The organism is Paenibacillus sp. UNC499MF (assembly GCF_900107975.1).
Taxonomy (GTDB): domain Bacteria; phylum Bacillota; class Bacilli; order Paenibacillales; family NBRC-103111; genus Paenibacillus_F.
Map to the genome: position 1 here is coordinate 967,334 of NZ_FNVF01000001.1, position 20,076 is coordinate 987,409.

Here is a 20,076-nt window from a genome sequence, read left to right on the forward strand (position 1 = left end):
GAAAGATATGAAAACATGGACAACGGCGCTGGTTCTGCTCGTAACGGTTATGTTCGCGGCCGGCTGCGCCCAGAAAGACGGGGCGGCTCAGACGGCAAACGGAGGCAAGCCGGATTACAAGGGGCTGACCCTCAAGCTGGGCGTACAGGGAAGCGGAGGCATGTATGCCAAAGCGAGGGAAGAGCAGTGGTTCGAGAAAGCCTACGAGCCGCTGGGCGTAAAAATCGAATGGGCGGAATTTCAGAGCGGCCCGCCCATGACGGAAGCGATGGCCTCGGACAAACTGGATTTCGCGTCTCTCGGGAATATGCCGGTCATTGCGGCCCAGTCCGCCGGGATAAAGTTCGAGATTATTTCCCAGATACTGGACGGCAAACGAAATACGGCCATTATCGTGCCGGCGGACAGTCCGCTCAAGGATATCCGGGATTTGAAAGGCAAGAAGGTTGCCGTGACGAAGGGCAGCAACGCCTATAATCTGCTGACCCGGGGACTTCACGATGCGGGGGTTAACCCTGCGGACGTTCAAGTCATCCAGCTGCAGCCGAATGAAGCGCAGCCGGCCTTCGATTCCGGCAAGGTCGATGCCTGGGCGTCCTGGGATCCGTATATAACCGTCAACACCTTGACGGGAAAAGGAAAAGTGCTGGCCGAAGGCGAAACGCTGGGCGTCCTGGCCCCGTCCTTTGTCATCGTACGCAAAGAGATTGCGGATAAATATCCGCAGCTGGCCACCGTTTATTTAACCGTACTGGAGAAAGCGAGGCTGTGGGAAGAGCAAAACACCGCGGAAGCCCAGAAGCGGTATGCGGCGGATTACAAAATCCCCGAAGCGGTCGTCGGCGGGATGCTGGCTCGTTCGAAATCGATTAACATTCCGGTCAGTGAGGCTACCGCTGCGGAGCTTCAGAAAACAGCCGATTTCCAGGAGTCGGCGGGAACGATCCGCAAGAAGATCGAAGTGGCCGACGCCGTGAACAACACCTTTATCGAAGAGGCGCTCAAAGCGGCCTCAGCGGCAAAATAATATCCGAAAGAGAGGCGCTGCACATGCTTTCGGCGAGTACCCGAAACAAATTTATGAACGGCGGGCGGACGGGGAGCACAACTTCGGCCCGAAAATCACGCCGGGGAACTCTTCTTGCGGCCAACCGGCTCATCGGATTCCTGCTTCCTCTGAGTCTGCTTGCCGGCTGGCAGATTGCCGGATCCGCCGGATGGCTGAATCCGATCCTCCTGCCGTCCCCTTTCGATATACTCGGAGAATTCGGGACGATGCTGGCCAGCGGGGAACTGTTCCGCAACCTGGGAGTCTCGGCATGGAGAGTGCTGTGCGGCTTTCTGATGGGAGGAAGCCTTGGGCTTGCGGCGGGGCTGTGGGTCGGATTTTCATACAAGGCGGAAAGACTCCTGAATCCCACGCTGCAAATGCTGCGCACGCTGCCGCATCTGGCGATCGCGCCGTTGTTTATTCTCTGGTTCGGCTTTGGAGAGGAATCCAAACTGCTTCTGATTGCGAAAGGATCTTTTTTTCCGCTGTACATTCAAACCTTCCTGGGCATACGTTCGGTGGACAATAAATGGTTCGACGTGGCGAGGGTGCTTGAGTTCAGCCGTTTTCAGATGATTGCCAAGCTGATTATGCCCGCATCTCTGCCCAACATTCTGCTCGGCACCCGGCTGTCGCTCGGCGTGGCGTGGCTGGGGCTCGTTGTCGCCGAGATGATGGGCTCCAGCACAGGCATCGGATTTATGATCAATGATGCCAGGTCCATGTCGCTAACGACGGTTATGTTCGTCGGCATTATCGTATTTGCGGTAATGGGCAAGCTGTCCGACTCGCTTGTTCTCCTGGCCGAACGCAGGCTGCTCCGCTGGAGAGACAGCTTCTCGGGAGAGGGGGGATGAGCGTGGCGAAATCCGTATCCGTTAAAAACCCTGCCGCAACGCTCCGGGGCAAGGCGGCTCCGGACGCGTACGGCAGGACGGCCAGAGACTTGGGCTGGCTCGGTGTATTCCCGTCCTGGACGCACGGGCTGCTTGTTCCGTTCGTCCTGCTGGCGTTATGGCAGACGGCCGCTATGAGCGGACTGGTCGGCAAGGAGCAGCTGCCGGCGCCCTCGGACATTGCCCGGCGCTTCGCCGAGCTTGGCCTGAGCGGCGAATTGCTGGAGCATATCGGCGTGAGCTTCATCCGGGCCGCAAGCGGATTCGGGCTTGGGGCGCTTGCCGGACTTCTCGCCGGACTATTCACCGGAATCGGCAAAATGATCGAACGGACGCTGGACCCTTCGCTTCAAATGCTGAGGACGGTGCCGCTCCTTGCCTTGATTCCGCTGTTTATCCTGTGGTTCGGAATCGGGGAATTCAGCAAAATTCTGATGATTTCGCTTGCCGCTTTTTTCCCGGTTTACCTCAATACGTTCACAGGAATCCGGGGCGTGGATTCCAAGCTCTATGAGGTGACCCGCATTTTACAGTATTCGCGCACCCGGCAGCTGACGAAACTTATAATCCCTTCCGCACTGCCCTATATTTTGCTGGGTCTGCGTCTGGCTATGGGCGTTTCGTGGCTTGTACTCGTTTTCGCGGAACTGATGGGAACAAGCGCGGGCATCGGATACATGATCGAGGACGCCCGGACGTATTCGAACACGGATATCGTATTCGTGGGGATTATCCTGTTCGCGCTCGTCGGTTCTTTATCGGACCTCGCGGTCCATGCGCTGGAGAAACGCTGGCTGGGCTGGCGGGATACGTTCAAGGGTTGAACGGAACAGATGATTAGAGGAGGTTAAAAGCCGATGTCCAAACGCACGGACCAGCTCCATCTGGGAGCTTTCATTTATTATGCCGGCCATCATCATGCGGGCTGGCGCCATCCGGAATCCGGGGTGGAGGGCATGTACGATTTCGACTTGTACCGCTCCATCGCCGAAACGGCCGAACGCGGCAAGTTCGACATGATTTTTTTCGCGGATTTATTGTATGTGCAGCATGTGGATATGGCGGCTTCGGGGATGCTGGACCCCATAACGCTGCTGTCGGCTCTGGCCGCCGTTACGAAACGGATCGGCCTTACCGCGACCGTATCCACCACCTATAATCATCCTTACAATGTGGCACGGAAGTTCGCGTCGCTCGACTATATCAGCAAGGGGAGGGCGGGCTGGAACATCGTGACTTCCCAGCTCGATATCGAAGCCCATAACTACGGTCTGCCGAAGCATCCCGATCATGCGCTTCGCTACGAAATGGCCGAGGAATTCGTCGAAGCGGTCACCCGGCTGTGGGACAGCTGGGAAGACGACGCGCTTGTGCTGGACCGGGAAGCGGGGATCTATGCCGATCCGGGCAAAGTGAAGGCGGTCGATTACCGGGGAAAATGGTTCTCCAGCAAAGGCCCGCTGAACGTTCCGCGCCCGCCGCAGGGGAATCCGGTCCTGATCCAGGCGGGCTCATCCCCGCAGGGACAGGAATTCGCTTCCCGTTACGGCGAGGTCATTTTCACCGCGCAGCAGTCGCTGGAGGCGGCCAAAACGTTCTATGCCGCCGTCAACGGCAGGCTGTCCGGAGCGGGCCGAAAGCCGGGCAGCCTGAAAATTATGCCGGGGATCTCGCCGATTCTCGGATCGACGGTAGAAGAAGCCCGGCGGAAAGAGCGGGAGCTGACGGATCTAATTCCGGCCGAGCTTGCCGTCATGGCTCTGTCGGGCATGGTCAGCCACGATCTGTCGGCATATCCGCCCGACGGTCCGCTGCCGGATATTCCCGATCCGGTGGAGAAATCCAACGGGATGAAAAGCCGCGTCCAGCTTATTATGGATACCGCCCGTACCGAAGGGCTCTCCATCCGGGAGCTGGGGCAGAGGATTCTGGGCGCCCGGGGGCACTTGCAGTACGTCGGCACGCCGGAAGGGCTTGCGGACCTCATGGAACAGTGGTTCCAGGAGAAGGCATGCGACGGCTTCAACGTCATGGGGCCGGTCCTGCCGGGAGACCTGGAGACGTTTACCGATGAGGTGGTCCCGATTCTGCAGCGCCGAGGGCTGTTCCGTACGGAATACAGCGGAACCACACTGCGGGATCACTTGGGCCTGGAGCGGGCGGAAGCCGGACATTTCGGCAGACGTGATGCGGCGAAGGCCGGCGTGAACGGATAGGAAGAAGCCGTCCTCCCTCCGAAGTGCCGGCATTCCTGTTAAAGGCCGTTTTCCTGTTGCGGGAAACGGCTTTTAAATTGGCATAAAATCAGGTTCTTCTATAAAAGGCATTAAAAACCTCAATAGATAAAAATTACATATTTCTGTTAAAATGAAAGGGATCCACCCATTTTACTTGAAAGGTGATAGAAAAGTTTGCCGGCGGAAGCGGTGAACCACGGATTTCGGTGTGACAAAACGAGAGAGAAGGATGGGAGAAAACCATGAAAAAATTGACTTACCTGACGACGGCGGCTTTTCTGGGACTGAGCCTGATCGGCGGTTTCGGCGTTCCTGCGGCAGAGGCGGCTCAAACGGCGTCCACGACTACCCCCAAAAATGTGGCGGCGGGAGGCTCCGTAACGGCAAGCGGCGAATATGCGCCGACCCAGACCAAGGAAAGCGCATTCGACCAGTCTCTGTATTCAAAATGGCTTACGTTCAGTTCCACAGGCTGGATTCAAGTCAAACTAGACACCGCGAAGACGGTCACCTCTTACACGATTACGGCCGCTGAAGATTTTCCCGAAAGAGACCCGAAAAACTGGGTGCTCAAAGGCTCCAATGACGGATTGACGTGGACCGAGCTCGATACCCGGCAAAATGAAGATTTTACATACCGTCATCAGACAAAATCTTACTCGTTAGCGAACGCGTCCTCTTTTAAATATTTTAAATTAGACGGCATTACAAACCATTCGGGCGGAATCCTCCAGATCTCTGAAATCAAATTATTCGATGGCTCCGTCGATACGTGGACCACAATTAAGCCCACCGTTACGGCCAGCGCTGAAAATACGCCTAGCGAAGGCAAAGATAATCTGGTAGACGGAACCAGCGTGACCAAATGGCTGACATTCAATGCCACGGGCTGGCTGAAGTTCGATTTCGGCAAACCGGTCACGATCGACGGCTATGCGCTTTCGGCCGCCAACGATTTTGCCGAACGCGATCCCAAGAGCTGGGTGCTTCAGGGGTCCAACGATAACACCACATGGACGAACCTGGATACCAAGAGCGATGAATCGTTCAGACTCCGGCATCAGCGGAATCATTACGTTCTGAACGGCAACAACACCGCTTACCAATACTACCGGCTGAACGATATTACCAATCACAGCGGGGGCATCCTGCAGCTCGGTGAAGTCGAATTCTCGCGCAAGGATGACATTTGGCATGCGGTGAACCCGGTCATCGAGGTTCAAAATCTTGACGCCGCAGGCAACGGACAACTGTTCGACCAGGCGCTGCCTAATGCGACCGACGATATCCGGGTTATCGTGCGCAAAGTAAATGAACTGCTGTACAACAATCCAAGCGAGGCTCAGGGCGGTGTGCAGAAAATCAAGGTCACGATCGAAGACGTTCCCGGAGTGGCATGGGCGTCGGGCGACCACATCCAGAAAACGGTCGGCTTCAGCTCCCGGTTTTTGCGTGATATCGCAAACATGCCGGACAAGTCCGTGCGTGACGAAATTCTCGGCGTCCTGTACCACGAGCTGACTCACTGCTACCAGTTCGACGACAACCGGTATGCCGACAAAAGCGTCGGCGGTCTCAGCTACATGGTCGAGGGTCTGGCCGATACGGTCCGGTTCACGGTCGGTTATCATAACCGCTACAGCATGACCAAGGGGGGAACGTGGCAGGACGGCTACGGCATTACGGGCAACTTCTTCCGCTGGATCGAGGAAACGAAAAAGCCCGGATTTGTCCGCCAGCTTAACGCGAGCCTGACCCCGTTCGACGGTCAGGACTGGACGGAAGGCAAAATCCAGGAGCTGACAGGCACGAACGTAAATACGCTATGGACGGAATATCAGGCGACGCTTCCCAACTAAGCGTTGAATATATTCCATTTGGAAAGGCTGCCGGAAAACCGGCAGCCTTTCTTTCTTGGCACAAGCGCGTCGCTCTTAGGAGGGGAAAAAACCGTCCGAATGCAGATGATGACCGCAGATGGACAACCGCCCGGGGCGGACTCTGCAAAGCGAGGGAGGACGGATATGTTCTCGGGACCCGCGTTAACAGGGACAAAACGCCCGGCATCCTGGAAAGAGGAAGCTCCTGCCGCCGCAGGCCATTTTATAAAACACACATCCATTTACGAGGGATTTGTGTTTTTTATTTTGAAGAAAATAATTTTTACTTTATTGGTTTAAAAAGAAAATAAACATTTGTGTCATGTTCTTGTATAATATGTAATATGAGGTATAATATGAGGTGTATTTTCGGCCGTATGCACCCGGTTCCACGTTCCAGCCGAATAGCTGTGGCCATGCAGCTTATGTACCGGCTGTTTTGAAATCGCTTACGCATACAGCCGTGATCGTAAAGAGGCGCGCACGCTTTAATGCAGCAGGCCGCTTACCTGTGAAAGGAGGAGGATGCAGGGGTATCGCAGGAATGATCCTACCGCTGCCCGTTCATGATCCAGCTTAACCCGGTCCCAGAGCCGGCATTTGTTAAAACGGTTTCATTTTCATTGCCCATTAAAAGGAGGAATTTATAGTGACCACTCGTTTGCCCTATCAAGGGATGATCAAGATGCTTGCGGCCGGAGCCATGATGCTCGTGCTGTCCATCGCCATGCTTCTTCTGCTGGAAAACAAAGCTTCCGCTCACGGGTATGTCAGCAACCCGTCCAGCCGTGCGGCTCTTTGCGCAAGCGGAGTGAACAAAAACTGCGGTCTCATTATTTACGAGCCCTACAGCCTGGAAGCGCTCAAAGGCTTCCCTGCTGCCGGACCTGCCGACGGTAAAATCGCAAGCGCGAACGGCCTGTTCGCACCGCTCGACGAGCAGTCGTCCACCCGCTGGACGAAAGTAAACCTCAGCCCGGGCCCGACGACTTTCAACTGGACGCTGAAAGTTCCGCATGCCACTTCCGCCTGGAAATATTACATTACGAAGCAGGACTGGAATCCGAACGCGCCTCTGACCCGCGCTTCCTTCGACCTGACGCCTTTCTGCAACGTGCCGTACAAGGGACAGCCTTCCGGTTCGTACTCCGACACGTGTAACGTTCCAAGCAGAACAGGCTATCAAGTTATCCTGGCCGTATGGGAAATCGCAGATACGGCAAACGCTTTCTATAACGTAATCGACGTAAACTTCGGCGGTTCCCCGGGTACTCCCGACACGTCCGCTCCGACTGCGCCTGCAGGCCTGACGGCTTCCAATGTTGCCGCTACAAGCGCTACCGTATCCTGGACGGCATCTTCCGACAATGTCGGTGTAGCCGGCTACCGGATCTACAACGGTTCCACTCAAATCGGCACGACCAGCGGAGCGCTCAGCTTCAACCTGACGGGGCTGACGGCAAATACGGCCTACGCGATTACGGTCAAAGCAGTTGACGCAGCCGGCAATGTATCGGCAGCAAGCAACACCGCCAGCTTCACGACCGTCGCAGGCACGACTTACCCGGCCTGGAACGCTTCGACTGCTTACCCTGGTGGAAGCAAAGTTACGCACAACGGCGTGAACTACGAAGCCAAATGGTGGACGCAAGGCGAAACACCAAGCAGCAGCTCCGGCGTTTGGAAAGTAATTGCATAACAGCCGCCGCTGATCGATCGATCCAAGATGACTTCCGGGTATTCGGAAGTCATCTTTTTTGTCGTGGGAGCACTTAAACTTAACTTATAGGGGCTGTTGTATGCAAGTATGAGGCAAGCCCTATACCGCAGGCACCCTGCCCGGATGACATGAGAAGCCCGGCCGTTCATCGGGATGAACGGCCGGGCTTAGTCGTTTCCCGCCATAGGGTAAACCGGCGGGGGCATAATTGCGGGTCCGGGAGCGCCGCTGCGGGGGTGTTTTCACGTTTGGCGCCCCGCTGTCCCGTTGTCTTTCCGCACCGCGCGAAGCTCCCGGCGCGCGGTGCCCGGCGTTACATGAGGGTAGTCGTTGCCGCTGTCCAAGCGGCAGGATTAGGAGCGGATAACCGATACACTGTCACCGCTGCTGTTGGTCACATACACCCGGTGCGATTTGGAATTCACTTTGAGATCCGACGGCCGGCCGCCGACCGTAAGGGTGGCAATCACCTTGTTCTTGAAACCGCTGATGACCGAAACGGTTCCTCTCGATAAATTCGGTGAAGCGTTGACGACGTAAACGCGGTTCTTTTTTGAATCGATGCCCAGGACGGACGGCTGGCTGCCGACTCCGATCGTGTCGATCACTTTCAGTTTTTTTCCGCTGATGACGGAAACCGTATTGGCGTTCGAATTTGCGGTATAGATCCGGTTGGTTCGGATGTTGACTTTGATATCGGCAGGAAATGCGCCGACACGGATCGTTTTAATGACTTTATTCGTTTTTCCATGGATGACTGAGACGGAGCCGCTGTTCGTATTCGCGACATAGATCAGGTTGGTCACGGGATTTATCGCGATATTATCGGGCCCTGTGCCTACTTTAACCGTAGCGATGACTTTATTGAGGCTTCCGTTAATGACGGAAACGGTGCCGGCGCTGTTGTTCGACACATAAATCCGGTTGGTAAACGGATTGACGGCCGCGAAAAACGGCGTGTCGCCCACTTTAACGGTTGTGACGATTTTGTTGGTCCGGCCGTTGATTACGGTAACCGAGTCGCTGCCCGCATTGACGGCATACACCCGGCCGGTTGCGAGATTCAAGGCGATATCCGCGCCGTCCTTGCCGACGTTAACGGAAGAAACAAGCCGGTTCGTGACGCCGTTCACCAGACTCACGCTTCCGGTAAATCCGCGCGGATTTGACGTTACCGCCGTATTTAATGTGTGAATGCGGTTTTTGCGGGTATTGACCACCAGATAATTCGGGGCGTTATCGATAGGGATTGTTTTGATGACACGATTTGTAAGGCCGTTGATGACAGCCAGCGCATCCAGACTCCGGGTTACATATACCCGGTTCGTTTTACGGTTAACGGCCACGTGCAGGGGAGAATTGACAGGGATTGTAGCAATGACTTTCGGTAATTTTTTTCTCCGGTGAGGGATTGCTTTAAGCATGGATCGCAGTCCTGCCTTTCTATAGGGAACTACGACACTTTATTCAAGATCAAGACGGCTGCTTATGCATATGCCCATAGGGGAAGCTGTCAAGCTTGACTTTTTGCGGAGGTTTGACCGATTTTCAGGGGTTAACAAAGTGAAGCGGATACGACCCTAAGGGCGGCAAAAAAAGAAAGAGAGAAGCTAAGGCAGGTCCGATCCGCTTCAAAAGCCTGGCGGCTGCGGAAGGCCGCGACGAGCGGTTTTTTTGCCTTTTAGTCAAGTCTGGAAGAGAAGACGGAAGCCTGTACGGGTCCTTTCACAGAAAAATTTCAGGATGCGGGAGCGGAAGGCGGGAAGTAAAGAAGTGTATATAAAAGTCAGAAGTTATCTCTTTTATTGGAAAGGCGTGTCTCTTAAGGTTACAGTGTAGGCGCTTTCATAATCATTATTTTAGGAGGGAAATTATGAGTTCGAACAAAAAATGGCTGTCGCTGGCACTGGGAGTGACCCTGATGGCGACGATGCTTCCCCAGGCATACGGCGCTCAGGCTCAGCCTGAAATGCGGAACCTTGCCAAAGGCTTGAAGTATGAATGGTCCGAAGCTCCCCATTCAAGCTATCCGGATACGACCGGCAAGCTTACCGACGGAGTGATCGGCAGCGCCAATGTGACGGACCCGTCCTGGGTCGGAAGCTTGAATAAGCGGACCCGTGAGATTGTTTTCGACCTCGGAGAGGCCAAGTCTATTTCCAAGATCCGGGCCCATTTTTTACAGGATTGGCCGGGCTCGGCGGTTCTTTTCCCTCTGACGGTCTCCATGTATGTGTCGGACGACAAGCAGAACTGGGGCACGGTTGCCCATAAAGCGACGGAGCATCTGTGGGTGGACGGTCCTCCCGTCGACCAGTTCTATACGTGGGAAGGAACGAAGGACGGCATTCCGAATGCGGGTTCCGCTGCGAAGATGGCCTACGCCCGTTATGTCAAAGTGGCGTTCTCCATGCATCCGAAGGCGTGGGAGTTTATCGACGAAATTGAGATCTGGGGCACCGACGGGAAAATCGAAGGGGCGAAGCAGGTGCCGGCGGAAGCATTCGATTATATGCAGCCCGGTGAAAATACGGCCGGTATCCGCAACCTCTCGCTGCTGTATAACGGCTACTACTCGGACGGCGTCAAAATGACGAAGGAAAAACTCGTTCCCGAGATCGGTTATGTGAACAAGGAAGGACAGCCTGTCGACTGGTTTTTTGACGGAGCGCTTGTCCTCGGCCTGCAGTCCCCTCAAGGACGCGATTTCGGGGAAGGGGCGGCGCTGCTGACCGACTGGAACTGGTACCTGGATAAAACGTTCGCGGCTCAGGGGGACCTGGAGCAGCTGAACGAAGCGACGAAGGAAGTCGGGCAGAAGCTGGGTCAGCCCGGCCACAAAACGAAAACGGTCATGATGATCCCGAATCCCGGTGAGTATACGACCGATTTCGGGGATATCGACGGAGACGGCATCACCGAGAATTTCAACGAGAGCGCGGTCGGCAAGGATAAAGCCGTCGCCAACCGGCAGAAGGTGATCCGCTGGTGGATCGACGAGGTCAGCCGCAAGTTCCAAGAGAAGAACTATTCCAATCTGGAGCTTTCCGGTTACTACTGGCTGCAGGAGCAGGTGGGAACAAGCAGTACGGGGCCGGACCTGCTGCGTTTTACGAACGGTCTCGTTCACGAGAAAGGGCTGAAGTCGTTCTGGATTCCCCATTTCCTCGCGTACAAAAGCTATATGTGGAAGGATGTAGGTTTTGACGCGGTCACTTTCCAGCCGAACTATTATTTCGAACCTCTGAACATAGACCGCCTGCAGGATGCGGCCGAAACGGCCAAGCGTTACGGAATGGGCGTCGAGCTTGAATTCGACGACCGGATGCTGACCGATGCCGTATTCCGCAAAAGATTCCTGGAATATCTGGATGCGGGCGAACAGTTCGGCTATAAGGGAAGCGCATTCAAGGCTTACTATAAAGGCAGCGGGCCTGTCATGGCCCGGGCGGCGGCAAGCTCCGATCCCGAGATCCGCGGCCTGTACGACAAGCTTTACGAGTTCACGAAAAACGGACCGGCAGCCGGCGGGGCTCCGGTCGCTTCGGACAGCGCGCTAAGCACCGCGCCGGATACGCCCGTCTCCGGTACTCTGCCGGCGGCGGATGAAGACGGCGATCCGCTGACTTACAGCATTGTGCGTAACGGCGCCAAGGGAAATGCCGCAGTGACGGATGCGTCCAAAGGAACGTTCACGTATACGCCGGGCAAGGGCCAGACCGGGACCGATACGTTCACGTTCAAAGCCAGCGACGGCAAGACGGATTCCAACATCGCCACGGTGACAGTGACGATTGCGGCGGGCCAGACGGGCTGGCAGACCGTACTCACAGGCAGCGGAACGGTTCCGGCGGGAGAGAAGTTCTCCGTCACCTATGGGCTGACGGGAGGTTCGCAGGCGGTGTACGCGCAGGACCTTAAGGTCGAATATGATGCCTCCTTCATGGAGTTCGTTTCGGCGAAGCCTGTCCTGGACGGACTTTCCCTGCTCGAAACCGACAAGAAAACGCCGGGACAGCTCCGTCTCCTGGTGGCCAGTCAAGGCGACAGCCATGCCGTGAACGGTCCCGCCAAGCTGCTGGAATTTACCTTCCGCAGCAAAAAGGACAACGAGACGATCAAAGGAGTCGTCTCTGTCACGAATGCGGTGCTGGGTGACCGTGAAGGAAAAGAAACGGAGGCCGGACCGTCTTCGCTGACGGTACAAAATCCGGGATCGGTACCGGGAGATTATAACGGGGACGGCAAAGTGAGCGTCGGCGACCTGGCTATCGTGGCGGCTCCGTACGGAAAAACGAAACAAAGTCCGGATTGGGACCAGATCAAACACCTGGATATCAAGAAGGACGGAAAAATCGACAATCAGGACCTCTCTGCCGTTGCGGGTAAAATCTTGAAATAGCCGCCGGCCGGCATTCCGCTCTTTATCGCCCGCGGTGACTGCGTCCATGATCAAAGGCTGCAAGAGCAACCAAAGTTTGCTGTTCAAGCATGCGTCGAAATAAAAAGGGCCTGACCCTGGTATACTTCCGGCATGCCTGCGTATACGCACAGGAAGGCCCCATAGAAACGCCGCCCGCTTCCTTCAAGGGAAGCCGGGCGGTTTTTTTGTACAGACATGCAAGGGGGAGGGCGGCGGGATTAATCCCGTTCCATCAAACCCGCTTCTTTGCAAAGCTCGACGAGCTCCGACACGGCCCGGAACTGCTGCCGGTTCCTTTCATGAATGCTCAGGAGAGCCTGCTCCGTCACTTTTTTCGCTTTCCCGATGCTCTGGTGTTCCACGGCTTGTACGATATCCTTCATTCTTTCCAGGAAATAAACCGTTCTGCGCAGCGTGCGGATCAGCAGAATCTGCCGGATGTGCATGGGCGTAAAGATCCGGTAACCGTTGTCGGGATCTCTTCCCGGTTTGAGCAGTCCTTCCTTCTCCCAGTGGCGGATAGCGGAGTCCTGGACACCGGTGAGAGAGGCGGCCTCGCCGATGGTCATCGCGCTTTTCAGCTTTTTGTTGGCCAGGATCGGCAGCTCGGGGTCCTGCAGGAGAGCGAGCGTCTTGTCGGCCACCGCTTTTTCATGCTGGAGAACGGACTGCTCACGGCTGACGAGCCAGAACGCGCTGTCCATATCGCCGCGCTGGATATGGCGCAGCACGTCACAGCTGATTCCGACGCCGAAGGCGGGGAACATGGCGCGCAGACAGCGGAAATAAGCTAGGTGTAAATTCGTGTACAGGCGGTACCCGTTAGCGGCCCGGTCCGGTGCGGGTACGACGCCCCACGATTCGTAATGCCGCAGGGCGCTCGTGCTGATGTTCAGCCTCCGGGCTATATTGATGGGCTTGTAGGTGTCCAAATCTCCGACCTTTCTCCGCACGGAAAGCGGCGGGTTTTAACGTTCGTTCAGGACGATTTTCCGGATGCTCCGGACTCTGCGGCAAAAGACAAGCCCTTGGCCGCCAGAGCGGGGCGCAGCACTTTAATCCCTTTGGGGCCCATGCCGTGCAGCTGCAGGAGCTCTTTCTCGGTAACCCGAGTCAGTTGTTCCAGCCGCTGAAAGCCGGCTCCGGCAAGCGCGCGGAGAGCGGGCTTGGACAAGCCTGCGGGAAAATCCGAATCGGGTGCGGACGACGCGGCTTTTTTATCCGGATCGTCTTGAAGGTTAGTCGGCATAAGAATACCTCCTCTCCGTGTATAGGTGTGAATGTCTTACAACGATGCGGTTGAAGCAATGCTTACTATACCACGCAGCCGTTGATGTTTTTTCTTAGGAATTGCGGACCTTAAAAAAAGATAACTCATGTTAAGTGACGGTATCCCGATCGAGAAGCCCGTAAGGTACACTTCAATCATACCAAACAAAGCAAGGGTGATGGAATGTGAGCTATAGCGGGACCGGACTCGAAGCCGGAACGAAAAGACAGCGAACGAGGAAAAAGGCCGGTTTTTTCTCCTATTACAGCCGGTTCAAAGTGTTGTATCTATTGTCACTCCCGGGTATCGCGTATTTCCTGATCTTCAAATATATCCCGCTGACGGGATCTGTAATGGCGTTTCAGGATTACAACATCTTCGCGGGAATCTGGCAAAGCGACTGGATCGGGCTAGACAACTTCAGGCGGATGATCGAGTACGCGGATTTCTGGCGCATTCTGGGAAATACGCTCGCTATCGGGTTTTACACACTGCTGTTCGGCTTCCCGATTCCGATCATTCTGGCGCTGATGATGAACGAGCTGCGCAATGCGGCTTACAAACGTTTTGTCCAGACGTCGGTTTATCTGCCTCACTTCCTTTCGTGGGTCGTCGTAGGCGGAATTGTGATCGAACTCCTCTCCCCGACGAGCGGAGCCGTCAATTATGTCCTGGGCCTCTTCGGCCGGGAACCGGTGTACTTTATGGGTGAGGATTCATACATCCGCACCATTATCGTAAGCTCCGGGATCTGGCGGGACGCCGGATGGAGCACGATCATTTATCTCGCGGCGATGAGCGGCATCAATCCCGATTTGTACGAAGCCGCACAGATGGACGGGGCGAGCCGGTGGAAGCAGACGTTCTCGATTACGATTCCGTCGATCATGCCGACGATTACGATTTTGTTTTTGCTGCAGATCGGGAATTTTCTGGATCTCGGTTTTGAAAGGGTTTTCGTTTTCCTGAATCCTTTGACGAACGGAAGCGGCGACATTCTCGATACGTACATCTACAGAGTGGGCCTGATCCAGCGGGAATACAGCTATACGACGGCCATCGGCCTGTTCAAATCGGTGATCGGTTTCGTGCTTATCGTATCGGCGAATAAATTCAGCAAAAAAACTACCGGCGAAGGATTATACTAGAAAGGAGGAATAAGCTTGTCTCCCTTGGAAAAACAAAGCAAGACGGCGCTGCTCAATCCCGTGCTGCTGCTTCTGATCTCGCTTGCCATGGTTTTGCCGATCCTGAACATCATAGCCAAATCGTTCAGCGGAGCCGGAGCGCTCAGCAGCGGCAGCGTTCTGCTGTGGCCCTCCGACTGGACACTGTCGAACTATACCACCGTGCTCCAGCAGACGGCGATCTGGAGGGCCTTAGGCATCAGCGCGCTCGTCACGGTCGCCGGGACGCTGATTGCGCTGGTGATGACGGCCAGCCTGGCTTACCCGCTGTCCAGGACCGAATACAGGGAGCGCAAAGGGATTCTCGTGCTCGTGCTGATCACGATGATCTTCCACGCGCCCCTGATCCCGAACTACCTGCTCATCCGGTCGCTGGGGATGCTCGACAGCCTGTGGGCCCTCATGCTTCCCGGCGCGATCAGCGCGTTTAACCTGTTCGTGATGCGCTCCTTCTTCCAGTCGATCCCGAACGAGCTTATCGAGTCGGCCCGGATAGACGGAGCGGGGGAGATGCGCATCCTGTGGACGATGATTCTGCCGCTTTCCAAGCCGGCAATGGCCACGATGAGCATCATTTATTCCGTAGCCCTCTGGAACAACTATTCCAACGCGCTTTATTATATTAACGAACGGGCTTTGTTCCCGCTCCAGGTGAAGCTGAGGGAATACGTCGTCACGGATTCCTCAGACCTTGCCAATACGGCGGGCGATATAGCCAACTTGTCACCGGAAGGCCTCAAAATGGCGGTCATCGTCATCGCGACGATCCCGATCATGCTTGTTTATCCGTTCCTGCAGAAGCATTTCATTAAAGGAATGCTGATCGGATCGATCAAGTCTTAATCCGGGACCGCAGGATGCTGTACAAGGGGTTAACACACGCACCTTAAGGGGGATATCCACATGAAAAGATGGAAAAAAAGCGCACTGCTCCTCACGTTGACCGCATCTCTGGCTCTGACGGCCTGCGCGGGCCAGGGAGCTAATCCGAAGGAACCGTCGGGACCGGTGAAAGTATCCTTGTCGCTGAGCGATTCCTTGAACAAATACGCGCTCGCCAGCACGGATATCAACAACGACAAGTGGGTGAAAAAGCTCGGCGAGATGACCGGCGTGCAGTTGGATATCAAGCTGGTGCCGCACGCCGAATTCAAGCCCAAAACGGCGCTCATGTTCGCCAGCAACGATATTCCCGATGTCATGAACACCATTCAGGGGATGTTTCCGGAAGGGCCGGATATGCTCGGCGCGATTAAAGGCGGGCTGTTCATGCCGCTTGACGATCTGCTGAAAGAATACGGCCAGGATTTATTGAAAGCGATTCCAAAAGAAGCGTGGGACGAAGTCAAATACAAAGGAAAAATTTACGCCATTCCGGAATATTTGTCGGTGCCGACCCGGAGAGCCACGTTTATCCGCAAGGATCTTCTGGACGCGACGGGGCTGCCCGCTCCGAAGACGATCGACGAGTTTCTGAATGTGCTGCGGGCCATGAAAAAGAACGGAGTCGAGCAGCCGTTCGCTTTCCGGCAAAATTTCGTTTACTCCGATTTTATTTTCGGGGCCTACGATGTCATGCCTTACAGCACGATGTTCGAGAAAATCGGCGACGAGGTCGTGCCGAAGTTTTTTAAAGTCGAGCAGATGCAGAAAGCCCTCCAGGTTTATAAAACGATGTACGACGAAGGGCTGATGACCAAAGACTTCGCCAGCGTGGACGGCAACAAATGGACGAACAACATTAATGCGGGCAAATCCGGCATCTGGAATCACAACGCCAACCTGCTCATGACATGGATCAACACGACGAAGGTGACGAATCCGAAATCCGAAGTCGTCATCATCCCGTCTCCGGTCGGCGACGACGGCAAAGGCGGCATGATGAAATACAGTTATACCGGCGGGTTGACGTATATCAACAGCAAGGTGAGCAAGGAGAAGGCGGCCGCCATCGTCAAAATGCTCAATTTCATGGTGACCGATAAGGGCGACAAGTTCTTCAACTTCGGGATCGAAGGCGATACGTATCAGACGCAGGACGGCAAAGTGATCTACAAGCAGCCTAAAACGCCGGAAGAAACGTACGAGGAGCAGTTCCGCTCGGTTATTCTGCGCCTTGTCGAGGATACGGCTCTGAATCGTACGCTGCTGAACCAGACCGAGGACGGCAAGAAGCTCATTAATCAATTCGATACGATCGTGGCCAAAGAAGGCCGGGACGGTATTTCGTTCGCGCCTGAGCTTACGTCCAGCGCCAAATTTACCGATGCGGGGTTGAAGTTCTCCGACATGCCGCCGGTTATCCTCGACCATATGCTTAAAATGGTATACGGCAAGGAACCGATTTCCGATTGGCCGAAGGTGCTGGAGGAATGGAAAGCCAAAGGCGGAAATGATATCATTAAGGAAGCAACCGAGCGGTACAACAAGAAAGAAGGCGTCAAGCTCGGCGATTCGAAATAACGGCTTAAACATTTATCCACTCTCCGGGGCGGATAAATGTTTTTTGCCTTCCACAACATCAGATCCTTATATGAAGGAGGGGGCGGCATGAAGCGAATTTTGGTGGTCGACGACGAACCGTTGATCCGTCAGGGGCTGGTCGCCATGCTGGGACAGCTGCCGTACGATTTCGAATGGGTAAGAACCGCCGGCAACGGCCAGGAGGCGCTGGACAGGATGAACGAGAGTCTGCCTCAGCTTCTTTTAACCGACATCCGCATGCCCAAAATGGACGGGCTGGAGCTGTGCAGGCAGGTGTACGACAAATACCCTCTCGTGCAGAAGGTGATCATCTCCGGGTACGGGGATTTCGAATATGCGCAGAATTGTATTTCGTACGGCGTCAAAGAATATATTTTGAAACCGTTTACAACCGCTAAAATCGGGGATTTGCTGAACCGGCTCATCTCTCAGGGGAACCCGGCTTTGTCGATTTCCAAATATGAGGATCTCATCGGAGACATAGCGGAATCGGTGTGGTCGATGCGGATCGAAGAAATGGAGACGGTTTTCGAGCAGCTCAAAACCTACTGTCTTACGGCTTCCCGGACGGATTACGATTTTGTCCAGCTTTTGAAAGATTGTCTTCCGATGCTGAAGAAAAGGCTTGCCCTGAAAGGGTTTTACCCGGCAGTCGGGGAAATACCGGATTCGGGCGATCATCTTCGTTATTTCGAGATGCTGCACGTCAGCATTCTGAAAATTATCGACGAGCTTGCGCTGCAAAGAGGGGGACAGGATCTGATGCTGAAGGCCAAAGACTACATGGACGCTCATATCACGAAGGAGCTTTCGCTGGAAGACACGGCCGATTATTTGGGCATTACCCCGCAGTATTTAAGCTTTCTGTTCAAAAAAGTGCACAAAGAGACGTTCGTCCAGTACCGGATACTCAAGCGGATCGAATTGGCCAAAAAGCTGCTGGAAATTCCGCGTTACCGCACCAACGATATCGCATACGAGGTCGGCTACGAGAATTACCCGCATTTTTCGCGGATGTTTAAAAAAGTGACCGGCGTTTCCCCGCTTGAATACCGGCAGCAGCTGGGCATCAAATAGATGAAAAAGACGTTGTCCCGGACCATTTTTATTTATATCGCGGTTGTCGTGATTATCACGGCCGCGTCGATCGGCTGGTTTTCCTACCATATTTCTTCCAGTCAGCTGCGGCAGCAGAACGAACAGCATCTGATCGAAGCTGTAACCAACGCGGTCAACCATACGGATCTGTATTTGAAGCTGTACGAACGTGCCCATCTTTCTCTTTTTACCCACCCGGATATAAGAAAATTTCTCGATTCGCCGCCGAAGGACGATTATGCGTATTTTCAATATACCGATTCGCTCAAGAAGCAGGTGATCGATCCGCTTTTTCTGAAAACACCGGAAATTATGACCGTTTATTTGACGGATTACAACAAGAACTGGGTCTACTTCGTAAATCCGGCCCTGAAAATTATTCAAGATCCCGTCCCCGGAGCGACGCTGGAGGAACTGGACAAGGAAACGGATTCCAACGGTAATCTGACGATCATCAACAACAGTGTGTTTTCGGAAAGCGACACCCAGCTGATTACGCTTTCGCGTAAAATACACGGCCAGGTGTTTAACGAATTCAAAGGCATTTTGACGATCCAGATCAAATCGGATGAGTTCTCCACGCTTTGGAAGGGAGTCAACCTCGGACGGGGCGGGTTCTTTTCCATCGTGGATCACGAAGGAAGGATTGTGCATCATCCCGATAAAACCCGGATCGGTCAAGTAATCGGCGGGGAACTGCTGGCCAAGCTTGAAAACACGCAGCTGACTTCGTTCACGGACGCCTCTTTCGGAGAAGAGCGCATGATCGTCAGCCGGAAGTCCTCGTACTCGGGATGGAATCTCATGGTGTCGATTCCGACCGAAGACATTAACAGGCCGATCGCCAGCATCCGGTATTTATCGTTTCTCGTCGGAGGCGTCACGCTGCTTATCGCGCTGCTCATTTCGTACCGGTTCGGCCGGGTCATCACGAAGCCGATCCATATTCTTAAAAGAGGCATGCGGCAGACCGAGCAGGGAAACTGGATGAAGATTCCCCAGCTGCGCACACGCAATGAATTCAGCGAGCTTATCGACCGCTACAATTTGATGGTTGCAAGCCTGTCCGAGCTGATGGATACCTTGTACAAAACGGAGCTGAGCAAGAAAGACGCGGAGCTGGAGCGGCAGAAAGCCGAGCTTCAGTCGCTTCAGCTCCAGATCAATCCCCATTTTCTGTACAATACGCTCGAAAATATTATCTGTTACGCCGTGATCCGGCAGTCGGAAGAAATCACGGAAATCGTGGACGCGATCGCCGCCATGTTCCGTTACTCGGTACAGACGCATATCGAAGAAACCGCCATCGTCAACGAGCTTAAGCATGTGCTGAACTATATGACAATCATGAAGCACCGGGTAGGCCGGGATTTCGAACTGGATGTGCGGATAACGCCCGAGTTTTTCCTGAAAAAAACGGCCCGCCTCACGCTTCAGCCGCTGATCGAAAATGTGTTTCAGCACGCGTTCGCGGACGGAATCGAAGATTACCATTATATCCGTCTGGACGCCTGGACGGATGAGGAGGACAGGGACCTCGTCATCGTGATCGAGGACAACGGGGTAGGCATTCCGCCCGAGAAGCTGGCCTCCCTGCAGCGCCAGCTTGAATCCAACCAGCTGGCGGATTCCACCCTTGCCGGCCGCAAAGGGCACGGAGGGATCGGGCTTATGAACGTGCACCGCCGCATTCAGCTCGTATTCGGAGAGAAATACGGCCTGTCCATAAGCAGCATCCAGGGCCAGGGCACCTTGATTTCCATCCGTTTTCCGAATATCGGTTCCTGAGCCGGAACCGGGTGTTACAGCAAGCATCGCCTGTTCGAATAG

Annotated in this window: 15 protein-coding genes; 12 read left to right on the top strand and 3 right to left on the bottom strand. The window is 54.6% G+C overall.

The window, feature by feature from the left end; genetic code table 11:
- The first annotated feature begins 7 nt into the window (after positions 1-7).
- The 6 genes from C4S74_RS04435 (at position 8) to C4S74_RS04465 (ending at position 7,763) form a co-directional block, all read left to right on the top strand.
- Positions 8-1,027: an aliphatic sulfonate ABC transporter substrate-binding protein gene (locus C4S74_RS04435; protein WP_103994122.1), complete on the top strand. Its 1,020-nt coding sequence runs from the start codon at positions 8-10 to the stop codon at positions 1,025-1,027.
- A 23-nt stretch (positions 1,028-1,050) separates the two neighbouring features.
- Positions 1,051-1,908: an ABC transporter permease gene (locus C4S74_RS04440; RefSeq protein WP_103994123.1), complete on the top strand. Its 858-nt coding sequence runs from the start codon at positions 1,051-1,053 to the stop codon at positions 1,906-1,908.
- Positions 1,909-1,910: 2 nt separating this feature from the next.
- A complete protein-coding gene (locus tag C4S74_RS04445) occupies positions 1,911-2,771 on the top strand; it encodes an ABC transporter permease (protein ID WP_103994274.1) in 861 nt (286 codons plus the stop codon).
- 33 nt (positions 2,772-2,804) lie between these two features.
- Entirely contained in the window at positions 2,805-4,163 is a 1,359-nt protein-coding gene (locus C4S74_RS04450) for an LLM class flavin-dependent oxidoreductase (protein WP_103994124.1), read from the top strand.
- Between the two features lie 263 nt (positions 4,164-4,426).
- Entirely contained in the window at positions 4,427-6,043 is a 1,617-nt protein-coding gene (locus C4S74_RS04455; protein ID WP_103994125.1) for a basic secretory protein-like protein, read from the top strand.
- Positions 6,044-6,713: 670 nt separating this feature from the next.
- Positions 6,714-7,763: a lytic polysaccharide monooxygenase gene (locus C4S74_RS04465; RefSeq protein WP_103994127.1), complete on the top strand. Its 1,050-nt coding sequence runs from the start codon at positions 6,714-6,716 to the stop codon at positions 7,761-7,763.
- Between the two features lie 374 nt (positions 7,764-8,137).
- On the opposite strand, the gene C4S74_RS04470 is transcribed toward C4S74_RS04465, so the two are convergent.
- A complete protein-coding gene (locus C4S74_RS04470) occupies positions 8,138-9,208 on the bottom strand; it encodes a hypothetical protein (RefSeq protein WP_103994128.1) in 1,071 nt (356 codons plus the stop codon).
- A gap of 449 nt (positions 9,209-9,657) precedes the next feature.
- Between C4S74_RS04470 and C4S74_RS04475 the strand changes: the two genes are divergently transcribed.
- Positions 9,658-12,186, top strand: a complete 2,529-nt coding sequence (locus C4S74_RS04475) for a DUF4855 domain-containing protein (RefSeq protein ID WP_103994129.1) — start codon at positions 9,658-9,660, stop codon at positions 12,184-12,186.
- 239 nt (positions 12,187-12,425) lie between these two features.
- On the opposite strand, the gene C4S74_RS04480 is transcribed toward C4S74_RS04475, so the two are convergent.
- Together C4S74_RS04480 and C4S74_RS04485 are read right to left on the bottom strand one after the other, a co-directional pair.
- Positions 12,426-13,139 carry a TioE family transcriptional regulator gene (locus tag C4S74_RS04480; protein WP_103994130.1) on the bottom strand — a complete coding sequence of 238 codons (714 nt, stop codon included), beginning with the start codon at positions 13,137-13,139 and terminating at the stop codon, positions 12,426-12,428.
- A gap of 47 nt (positions 13,140-13,186) precedes the next feature.
- Positions 13,187-13,456, bottom strand: coding sequence for a DNA-binding protein (locus tag C4S74_RS04485; protein ID WP_103994131.1), 270 nt, complete (start codon positions 13,454-13,456; stop codon positions 13,187-13,189).
- Positions 13,457-13,662: 206 nt separating this feature from the next.
- Between C4S74_RS04485 and C4S74_RS04490 the strand changes: the two genes are divergently transcribed.
- The 5 genes from C4S74_RS04490 (at position 13,663) to C4S74_RS04510 (ending at position 20,034) form a co-directional block, all read left to right on the top strand.
- On the top strand, positions 13,663-14,625 hold the full coding sequence (locus C4S74_RS04490) for a sugar ABC transporter permease (RefSeq protein ID WP_103994132.1): 963 nt from the start codon (positions 13,663-13,665) through the stop codon (positions 14,623-14,625).
- Between the two features lie 15 nt (positions 14,626-14,640).
- A complete protein-coding gene (locus C4S74_RS04495) occupies positions 14,641-15,507 on the top strand; it encodes a carbohydrate ABC transporter permease (protein WP_103994133.1) in 867 nt (288 codons plus the stop codon).
- Positions 15,508-15,567: 60 nt separating this feature from the next.
- Positions 15,568-17,127, top strand: coding sequence for an extracellular solute-binding protein (locus C4S74_RS04500; RefSeq protein WP_103994134.1), 1,560 nt, complete (start codon positions 15,568-15,570; stop codon positions 17,125-17,127).
- A gap of 87 nt (positions 17,128-17,214) precedes the next feature.
- A complete protein-coding gene (locus C4S74_RS04505) occupies positions 17,215-18,225 on the top strand; it encodes a response regulator (protein ID WP_103994135.1) in 1,011 nt (336 codons plus the stop codon).
- On the top strand, positions 18,226-20,034 hold the full coding sequence (locus C4S74_RS04510) for a sensor histidine kinase (protein WP_103994136.1): 1,809 nt from the start codon (positions 18,226-18,228) through the stop codon (positions 20,032-20,034). It abuts the gene before it with no gap.
- Positions 20,035-20,076 lie beyond the last annotated feature (42 nt).

Bases quoted from the DNA above. Each gene is read 5' to 3' on its own strand.
- C4S74_RS04435 (WP_103994122.1), top strand. From the start codon at position 8: ATGAAAACATGGACAACGGCGCTGGTTCTGCTCGTAACGGTTATGTTC.
- C4S74_RS04440 (WP_103994123.1), top strand. From the start codon at position 1,051: ATGCTTTCGGCGAGTACCCGAAACAAATTTATGAACGGCGGGCGGACG.
- C4S74_RS04450 (WP_103994124.1), top strand. From the start codon at position 2,805: ATGTCCAAACGCACGGACCAGCTCCATCTGGGAGCTTTCATTTATTAT.
- C4S74_RS04455 (WP_103994125.1), top strand. From the start codon at position 4,427: ATGAAAAAATTGACTTACCTGACGACGGCGGCTTTTCTGGGACTGAGC.
- C4S74_RS04470 (WP_103994128.1), bottom strand. From the start codon at position 9,208: ATGCTTAAAGCAATCCCTCACCGGAGAAAAAAATTACCGAAAGTCATT.
- C4S74_RS04475 (WP_103994129.1), top strand. From the start codon at position 9,658: ATGAGTTCGAACAAAAAATGGCTGTCGCTGGCACTGGGAGTGACCCTG.
- C4S74_RS04485 (WP_103994131.1), bottom strand. From the start codon at position 13,456: ATGCCGACTAACCTTCAAGACGATCCGGATAAAAAAGCCGCGTCGTCC.
- C4S74_RS04500 (WP_103994134.1), top strand. From the start codon at position 15,568: ATGAAAAGATGGAAAAAAAGCGCACTGCTCCTCACGTTGACCGCATCT.
- C4S74_RS04505 (WP_103994135.1), top strand. From the start codon at position 17,215: ATGAAGCGAATTTTGGTGGTCGACGACGAACCGTTGATCCGTCAGGGG.
- C4S74_RS04510 (WP_103994136.1), top strand. From the start codon at position 18,226: ATGAAAAAGACGTTGTCCCGGACCATTTTTATTTATATCGCGGTTGTC.